The organism is Streptomyces sp. NPDC001970 (assembly GCF_053594115.1).
The window spans coordinates 21,782-29,200 of sequence record NZ_JBSFDW010000058.1 but is presented as its reverse complement, the minus strand read 5'-3'; the positions used below and the strand labels follow the sequence as shown (position 1 = coordinate 29,200).

Here is a 7,419-nt window from a genome sequence, read left to right as displayed (position 1 = left end):
CCGCTCATCTCGAGCGCCTTCATCCCGGCCGAGACGATGCCGGGCTGGTTCCAGCCGATCGCCGAGTACCAGCCGTTCACCCCGGCCATCGAGACCCTGCGCGGGCTGCTGCTCGGCACCGAGATCGGCAACAACGGGTGGATCGCCATCGCCTGGTGCGTCGCCCTGTCCGCGCTCGGCTACCGCTGGTCGACGGCGCAGTTCAACCGCGACCCGAAATAGCCCGCCTGACAGCGCGGGCTGCCTTCCATAGCTCGTCCCGCCCCAGGGCGGCGTACCCCGACACCCCATCGGCGTACGCCGCCCCGCCCACGTCATCAGCCACCCACCGGCCCCACGCCGCCGACAACGACAGCCGGAACTCCCCCAACACCCCAAGCCATTCGGCCGCCACGAGCAACCACACCACGCAACCCCCGCCACCCGCAACGCCCACCACAGCGACCCCGCCCAACGCCATGCCGAACACCGAGAACCGGCCGGAAGTTCCCTGATTACCGTCGCCTCGTCCGCCTGCCGACAGGGCGCCGTGCCCTTGTCGATGTCCCGGCTTTCAGGAAGGCGGTGGAAACCGGCCCCGTCCGTGCAAGCGAGGTGCGTGAGCAGGACGGCGCTTCCTGTGATCTCAGCGTGCTCAAGGTGGCAGCCGACGGCGTGGTCACCGTCTGTGAAGACGGTGACGACGACAAGGACCGCGTCGCCGTCAACCGCGAGTTCCTGCTGCGTGCCCTGGCCGCGGGAGCCCGGGACCAGCTGGTTCTGGAGTTCGGCGCCCCTACGGCGCCCCTGGCGGTCCGCCGGACCGACACCGAGGACACCTTTTCGATACTGATGCCTGTCCGCCTGGAGAACTGACCACTGGGGCAGGCGCTCCGCCGGTCTCCCCAGACGGTCAACTTGGGGCCGCGTTCAAGGCGCAACACCGTCCGGGCGGGGCAGGGCGCCCACGTGGATCCGTTGGGTGGGCAGCGCGTCCAGTTCGACCGTGGTGGCCCGGGTGCGGAAGGCCAGCCGTACGCCGGAGGGCTGGGCCTCCGCCATGGCGAGTTGTCCGTCGGCGCACTGGGCGCGGGCCCGGGCGGGCAGCCGGTGCCGCAGCACACCGTGCGCGGTGTGCTGAAGGTCCATGGCGCCGCGCAGGAGGTCCGCGGTGACGGGTGTGGTGATCCAGTGGTGCTCGGTGTGCATGGCCTCAGCCCGCTGGTCGACGTCTGCGCAGGGGTCGGTCCGGCCGGCGTTGGGTCAGGGCGCGGGCCAGTTCCGCAGCAGGGCGTCGAGGGCTTCCACGATCCGTGACCAGGTCTCCTGAGTGTCGGGGGCGCTGTGGCTGAACCCGCCCCCCATCTCGAGGCTGACGTAGCCGTGGAAGACGCTGCCCAGCAGCCGCACCGCGTGCGTCTGGTCCGGCTCCGTCAGGTCGTAGCCGCGCAGGATCGCCCGCGTCATCTGCGCGTGCCTGCCGCCGGCGCTGGCGGCAGCTGCCTCGGGAGTCAGCCTCAACTGGGCTGCGGCGTAGCGACCGGGATGCTCCCGGGCGTAATCACGGTAGACGTTGGCGAAGGCGGCCAGGGCGTCCTTGCCGGCCCGACCGGCCAGGGCCTCGGCGGCCCGGTCGGCGAGCTCCTCCAGGGCGAGCAGGGCGATCTTGGTCTTGAGGTCCTGGGAGCTCTTCAGATGCGAGTACAGGCTCGCGACCTTGACATCGAACCGCCTGGCGAGTGCCGAGACGGTCACCTGGTCGAATCCGACCTCGTCGGCGAGTTCCGCCCCGGCCCGGGTCAGGCGTTCCGTGGTCAGTCCTGCGCGAGCCATGCCTTTCCTCTCATCGGCAGACTCGATTATGCAATTGCCTAACACCTTTAGGCAAATTGGTCTGTTCGATGCGAAGGCGGGTCGCCGGCCGAGGGCGTACGGGCGCGCTGCGCGGTCGGCGTCGGACTGATCGCCTTCGTCTTCAGCGTCCTGAGCCCGGCCACGAGTGACGGCGCTGCACGGCTGCGATGGTGGCCCGTCGGTCGGGCCTGGGCGCGGCGGGGCTCATCCGGTCGTCAGCATGGCGGGGACGGGTCGTGCGGGGGTGCGGGCGGCAGCGGCTTCGGTGCGGCGATGCCTGCCCTCCCCGGGCAGGTCCAGGGCGGAAGGACGCTCGAATGCCGACTGCCCACGGTGTCGGCCGGTACCGGCTTCCGTGATCGGCCGGAGGCGCCGAAAGACATTGATGAGGCGGGCTGATTGCTGCATGGTCTTCTCCGGGTGGGGCTTTCCTGGCCGGTCTCGGTCAGATGCTGCGCTGGTTCTCGGCGGAGTAGAGGGACCAGAGCTGGTCGAAGTGCCAGCGGTCGAAGCCGTATGCGTGCTCGTCCGCCGGGATGACCACGGCCCACCGTCCGTCGATCAAGTGGTAGACGCGGTGGCCGTCGTAGCGCAGCTGGCGGCCGTGGTCGCTGGACTGCCAGTACGCGTAGCCACGGTGGTCCCGCGCGCCGTGCCAGTCGCGATGCCCGTCCCAGAGGGAGCGCCCCTCGCTGAGCTCGGCGAGGCCGGCCAGGCTCTGGTCGCTTCGCTCTGCAGCGACGTGGGCGACGGCGCCGGGGTGACCCTGCTGATCGGCGGGGAGCGCGGCCGCCGAAGCGGGGCTCCCGACGGCGATGAGGGCGCTACCGGCCAGCGTGGCCGAAGCGGCTGCCGTTGCGATGCGGCGCACGAGCTTCTTCATGGTCCTGTCTCCTTGCATCGCCCGCTCGGAGCGGGCGTCGAACGATCGACGTGCTGTGCCGTTGACCCGATTGGCCAATACGGCTGATCGACGTCATGCGTTGACGCTATCAGATCGTTGATGCGCGTCAATGAGTTAGAAGGTGTGACTGTCGACTCATTGGAATGAACAGGGTGCGCCGCGGGGATTGGTGTGCCGGTCCAGGGAGGTCTCGCCGTACGCGAAACGGCCGATGGCGATGACCTTCTGCCCGGTGAAGTCGAGGGTGTTGCTGGGCATGACGTGTCCTCCTTGGTGCGGGTTCAGCCGCTTGCGAATCGCAAGCGCCGCCGGAACGGACCGTAGGCGACTCCGCGCGGCTCCGGTAGGGGATCACGAGTAATGCGGATATAACGGGTGGTTATGGCCAGGGGGAGGGAGTCGTGAACATCGAGGCGTTGCGCTATGCCCAGGCCCGCTTCCTGGACGAAGTCCTTCAGTGATGCCGCTCGGGCTTACGGGTGACGCAGCCTGCCTTGCCGAGCGGCGTCGCGCGGCTGGAGGGGAAGCTCGGCGTGAAGCTGTTCGACCGCTCACCGCGCGGGGTGAGGCCCACCGAGCACGGCGCACGGATCCTGCCCCTGATCGAGCGCGTCCTCGGCGCTTGCCGCCGAGGCCCAGCGGCTGGCCGGTCCGGTCACCGAAACGATCCGCATGGGTGTGCACCCCTGATCGCGGCCGAACTCGTCGCCCGCGCGTTCGATGCCGCCCGCACCTTGAAGCGTCCACGCGACCTTGTCCTGCGGGAGGCGGACTTCGACCCCCTTCGTCGCATGGGGCCACGGGCGATGCCCGTGGCCCCATGATCGCCTGACGGCGGGTGGATCAGTGTTCGGTGCAGACGAGATCGCTCATGGAGGTCCTGACCCGGATCAGGAGGCCACGCAGGGTCGAGAGCTCCTCGGGAGCGAAGTCCGCGAACAGTTCCTGCTCGACCTCGGCGATGGCGTCCTGGGTCTTCGCCAGGACGCGGCTGCCCGCCTCGGTGATCGTCACGATGTGACGGCGCCGGTCCGCGGGGTCGCGACGGCGTTCGACGAAGTGCGCGGCCTCCAGGTCGTTGAGGATCCCGCACAGGACGCTCGGGTCGACCTCGAGGGCCCCCGCCACGTTGCGCTGGCTCATGTTGCCCGATCTGCCGAGCAGTATCAGGGTCGTGCCCTGGCGAGGCGTCAGGCCGCAGAGCGAGAAGGCGTGCTCCACACGACTGCTGGCGATGGCGCCGTGCCGGGCGAGCAGGAAGCCGAGCCGGTCGAGGGGGTCGGTCTCGAGGGTTTCGGCTTCGAGGGTTTCGGCTTCGAGGGTTTCGGCTTCGAGGGGGTCTGCCAGGTCCGCGTTCATTATCACGCCATCCATCGTATCAAGGGGGCGACTGTTACTCGCAGGAGATCATTTAACAGTGTCAATGAAACTCGAAGATAAATGGTGCCGGTCGAGATGTCCAGCGACCGAATGCTGACGGTTTGATCCTGAAATGCGTATGGTCGCGTCATGGTGCGAGTGAGGGAGTTCGACACCGAGACGGCCGCGGACGCGGCGCGGCCCCCGAGAGCTCCCGGCGGGGCAACGGCAGGTGGCACGGACGACCGGATCGCGCAGGCCCCGGCGGCACGCCCCATGACCACCCCCCGGATCCACTGACGAGCCGTCATCCACGCCTTGCCCGGGGCCGTGGCGCTGCTCACCCCCGATCTGAAGTACGCCGACGTCAACGGCGCCTGTCTGCGCCTGTTCGGACGCACCGCGGAGCAGTTGCTCGGCCGTTATGTGTTCGCGTGTTCCCTGACAACCCGCACGACACGAAGGCGACCGGGATGCGCAACCTCAGGGCCTCGTTGGAGCGGGTGGCGGCCACCGGGCAACCCGACTCCATGGTCCTGCAGCGGTACGACGTCGAGGACCCCGATCGGCCCGGCGCCTGGCAGGAACAGTGCGGCGACTGGTACGACATGGTCGAACTGCACGGCGACCGCGTCGCGGTCGGCGTCGGCGACGTCGTCGGCCACGGCCTGGCCGCCGCCTGTGTCATGGGGCAGCTGCGCAGCGCGCTTGAGCGCCGCCTGTCGTGTCACCGACGGCCCCGCGGCCGCTCTGGACGCCCTCGGTCTGTACGCCCGCTCCGTCGACGGCGCCGAATCCACCACCGCCATCCTCACCTTCATCAACCGGGACTCCCGCACTCTCACCTACAGCAGCGCCGGTCACCCGCCGTCCGCGCTCCTGTGTCCCGACGGCACCGTCGACTTCCTCGACCAGGCCACCGACCCCCCTCTCGGCGGCCGCCCCGAGCACGTCCCGAGCCCTCAGGCCACCACCACCTTCACCGACGGCGCCACCCTCGTCCTCCATACCGACGGCCTCGTCGAACGCCGCCGCGAGGACATCGACACGGGCCCGACCCGCCTCGCCGAAAGCCTCGCCCGCCACCGGGGAGCCGAGTCCGAACCTCTCGCCGATGCCCTGCTGACCGACCTGCTTCCGGTCGGCGGCCCCACCGACGACACCGCCCTGGTCATCGTCCGCCTCTGACTCCCCCTCCCCGGTCCCGCACCTGCGCGGTCAAGCCCTGCCGTGCGCCTTCTGCGAGTGGCGCGACAGCGAGTCGAGGACCACGGCGGCGAGGAGCACACCAGCGGTGATCACGGATTGCATGGGCGTCGGGATGCCCAGCAGCACCATGCCCGAGGCGATCGACTGAATGACCAGCATGCCGAGCAGTACGGACCAGGCCTTCCCGCGCCCACCGAACAGGCTGACACCGCCGATGACGGCCGCGGCGACGGCGTTGATCAGCAGGATGGTGGAGCCCGCGGTCTGGCCCACCGCGGCGACGCGTGAGGCGAGGAAGAGTCCGCCGACAGCGGCCAGCGTCCCGGACACCATGAAGGCCGAGATCCGCAGCCACACCACGTTGAGACCGGCGCGGCGGGCCGCCTCGGCACCCCCGCCGATGGCGAAGAGCTTGCGTCCGTAGAAAGTGCGGCGAAGGACGAAGTCGAGGCCGACGATGAAGACCAGGAAGATCAGCAGGGCGAGCGGCAGGCCCTCGAACCGGTTGAGCACATACGCGGCGGCGAAGGCGACCAGTGCCACCGCGCCGGTGCGCGCCGCGATGACGCTGACCGGCTTCGCCGACACACCGGCGACCCTGCGGCGGCGGGCGTCCCGGTAGGACGTCAGGAAGTACGCGGCCACGCTGAGCCCGGCCAGCCCGTAGGCGACCGCCGGGTCGTGGAAGTAGTAACTGGTCAGGGCGTGGATCACGCCCTGCTCCGGGAGGTTGATCGTGCCGCTCGCGCCCAGGACGTACAGCGTGAGACCGTTCCAGGCCAGCAGCCCCGCCAGGGTGACGACGAAGGCCGGTACGCCGATCCTGGCCGCGAAGAATCCCTGGAAGGCTCCGATCAGCGCCCCGACGACCATCGCGGCGACGATCGCCATCCACTCCGGCATGCCGTTGTTCACGTTGAGCACGGCGAACACCGCCGCCGTGAGCCCGCTGACCGAGGCGACCGACAGGTCCATGTCGCCGAGCAGCATCACGAAGACGAGGCCGAGGGCGATCATGCCCGTGCCGACGATGTCCATGCTGAGGTTGGAGATGTTGCGGGGTGAGAGGAACTGCTGGTCAAGGCTCTGGAAGATGGTCCAGATCACGACGACGCCGATGATGCCGGGAAGCGATCCGAGTTCGCCGCTGCGCAGCTTGCGGCCGAAGTCGCCGGCGTAGCTCCTGAAGCCGCCTTCGTCCGCTCTTCGGCGTCGGTCGACTGCTGTGGGCGCGGTGCGGTCCGGCTCGCCGCCACCCGCTCTGGTGGGGTCGAGGTTCTCCGATGCTCCAGTCCTGTTCACATCGCTCCCTCCCACGACTGGGCCTTGCGATGGGTCACGGCATTGTGGGTGGCACCGGTGATTGAGGAGACGATCTGCTCCTGCGACGTGGTCGGCACGCTGAAGAATCCGTTGTTGTGACCGAGGTAGAGCACCGCGACCCGGTCCGCGACGGCCTTGACGTCCCCCAGGTTGTGGCTGACGAGGAGGACGCCGATCCCTCGTTCCCGCAGTCCCTCGATCAGGTCGAGGAAGTGGACGGTCTGCCGCATGCCCAGCGCGGCGGTGGGTTCGTCGAGGATGAGCAGTCGGGGTTCGTCCAGGAGCGCGCGGGCGATCGCGACCGTCTGGCGCTGGCCGGCGGAGAGGGAGGCGACGGGGACGCGGACGCTGGGGATGCGTATCAAGACGGTGTCCAGCAGGTCCAGTTCCCGGGCCCGGCGCTCCATGGACACCTCGTCGAGGATTCCCGTCCTGCCGATCTCACGGCCGAGGAAGAGGTTGCCGACGACATCGAGCGTCTCGCACAGTGCGAGGTCCTGGTAGACGCCGGCGATGCCCAGGGCCTGGGCGTCACGGGGGCGGGAGATCCGGACGGGACGGCCGTTCCACTCGATGACGCCCGCGTCGGCGGGGCCGGCGCCGGTGATCACCTTGACGAGGGTGGACTTGCCCGCACCGTTGTCGCCCACCAGGGCGACGACCTCCCCGGCGTGGATCTCCAGCTCGACGTCCCGCAGTGCCCAGACGACACCGAACCGTTTGCAGATTCCGCGCATCGCCAGCAGGGGTGTGCTTGGCACGTGAACCATCTCCTTCGCCCGTCCCGTCGA

General features: G+C 69.3%; 9 protein-coding genes and 3 pseudogenes. 5 read left to right on the top strand and 7 right to left on the bottom strand.

From position 1 onward, the window contains the following. Both ACWCP0_RS39230 and ACWCP0_RS39225 read left to right on the top strand, forming a co-directional pair. A partial coding sequence (locus tag ACWCP0_RS39230) for an ABC transporter permease (protein ID WP_451083510.1) occupies positions 1–222 on the top strand: 222 nt, incomplete at its 5' end. Positions 223–486: 264 nt separating this feature from the next. Continuing rightward, a pseudogene (locus ACWCP0_RS39225) lies at positions 487–855 on the top strand (DNA polymerase III subunit beta); the annotation flags it as partial. A 63-nt stretch (positions 856–918) separates the two neighbouring features. On the opposite strand, the pseudogene ACWCP0_RS39220 reads toward ACWCP0_RS39225, so the two are convergent. From ACWCP0_RS39220 to ACWCP0_RS39205, 4 genes and pseudogenes are all read right to left on the bottom strand, one after another. Then, positions 919–1,188 (bottom strand): annotated as a pseudogene (locus tag ACWCP0_RS39220) (lipase); the annotation flags it as partial. A gap of 54 nt (positions 1,189–1,242) precedes the next feature. Next, positions 1,243–1,812 (bottom strand): TetR/AcrR family transcriptional regulator, encoded by a 570-nt coding sequence (locus tag ACWCP0_RS39215; protein ID WP_451083509.1) that lies wholly within the window; start codon positions 1,810–1,812, stop codon positions 1,243–1,245. Between the two features lie 466 nt (positions 1,813–2,278). Next, the gene (locus ACWCP0_RS39210; protein WP_451083508.1) at positions 2,279–2,716 is read right to left on the bottom strand and encodes a hypothetical protein; all 438 of its coding nucleotides are present in this window, start codon (positions 2,714–2,716) and stop codon (positions 2,279–2,281) included. Positions 2,717–2,872: 156 nt separating this feature from the next. After that, a complete protein-coding gene (locus ACWCP0_RS39205) occupies positions 2,873–2,995 on the bottom strand; it encodes a hypothetical protein (RefSeq protein WP_451083507.1) in 123 nt (40 codons plus the stop codon). Between the two features lie 221 nt (positions 2,996–3,216). On the opposite strand from ACWCP0_RS39205, the gene ACWCP0_RS39200 reads away from it, so the two are divergent. Continuing rightward, positions 3,217–3,561, top strand: a complete 345-nt coding sequence (locus tag ACWCP0_RS39200; RefSeq protein WP_451083506.1) for a LysR family transcriptional regulator — start codon at positions 3,217–3,219, stop codon at positions 3,559–3,561. Between the two features lie 19 nt (positions 3,562–3,580). Here the strand turns inward: ACWCP0_RS39200 and ACWCP0_RS39195 are convergent, their stop codons facing one another. Continuing rightward, positions 3,581–4,096: a MarR family winged helix-turn-helix transcriptional regulator gene (locus ACWCP0_RS39195; protein WP_451083511.1), complete on the bottom strand. Its 516-nt coding sequence runs from the start codon at positions 4,094–4,096 to the stop codon at positions 3,581–3,583. 150 nt (positions 4,097–4,246) lie between these two features. On the opposite strand from ACWCP0_RS39195, the gene ACWCP0_RS39190 reads away from it, so the two are divergent. Both ACWCP0_RS39190 and ACWCP0_RS39185 read left to right on the top strand, forming a co-directional pair. After that, a complete protein-coding gene (locus ACWCP0_RS39190; RefSeq protein WP_451083505.1) occupies positions 4,247–4,396 on the top strand; it encodes a hypothetical protein in 150 nt (49 codons plus the stop codon). Positions 4,397–4,405: 9 nt separating this feature from the next. Continuing rightward, positions 4,406–5,284, top strand: a pseudogene (locus ACWCP0_RS39185) (SpoIIE family protein phosphatase). Positions 5,285–5,314: 30 nt separating this feature from the next. On the opposite strand, the gene ACWCP0_RS39180 reads toward ACWCP0_RS39185, so the two are convergent. Both ACWCP0_RS39180 and ACWCP0_RS39175 read right to left on the bottom strand, forming a co-directional pair. Then, positions 5,315–6,607 (bottom strand): sugar ABC transporter permease, encoded by a 1,293-nt coding sequence (locus tag ACWCP0_RS39180; protein ID WP_451083504.1) that lies wholly within the window; start codon positions 6,605–6,607, stop codon positions 5,315–5,317. Continuing rightward, positions 6,604–7,398 (bottom strand): ATP-binding cassette domain-containing protein, encoded by a 795-nt coding sequence (locus ACWCP0_RS39175; RefSeq protein WP_451083503.1) that lies wholly within the window; start codon positions 7,396–7,398, stop codon positions 6,604–6,606. Before ACWCP0_RS39175 ends, ACWCP0_RS39180 begins: the two co-directional genes overlap by 4 nt. Between the last annotated feature and the right edge of the window lie 21 nt (positions 7,399–7,419).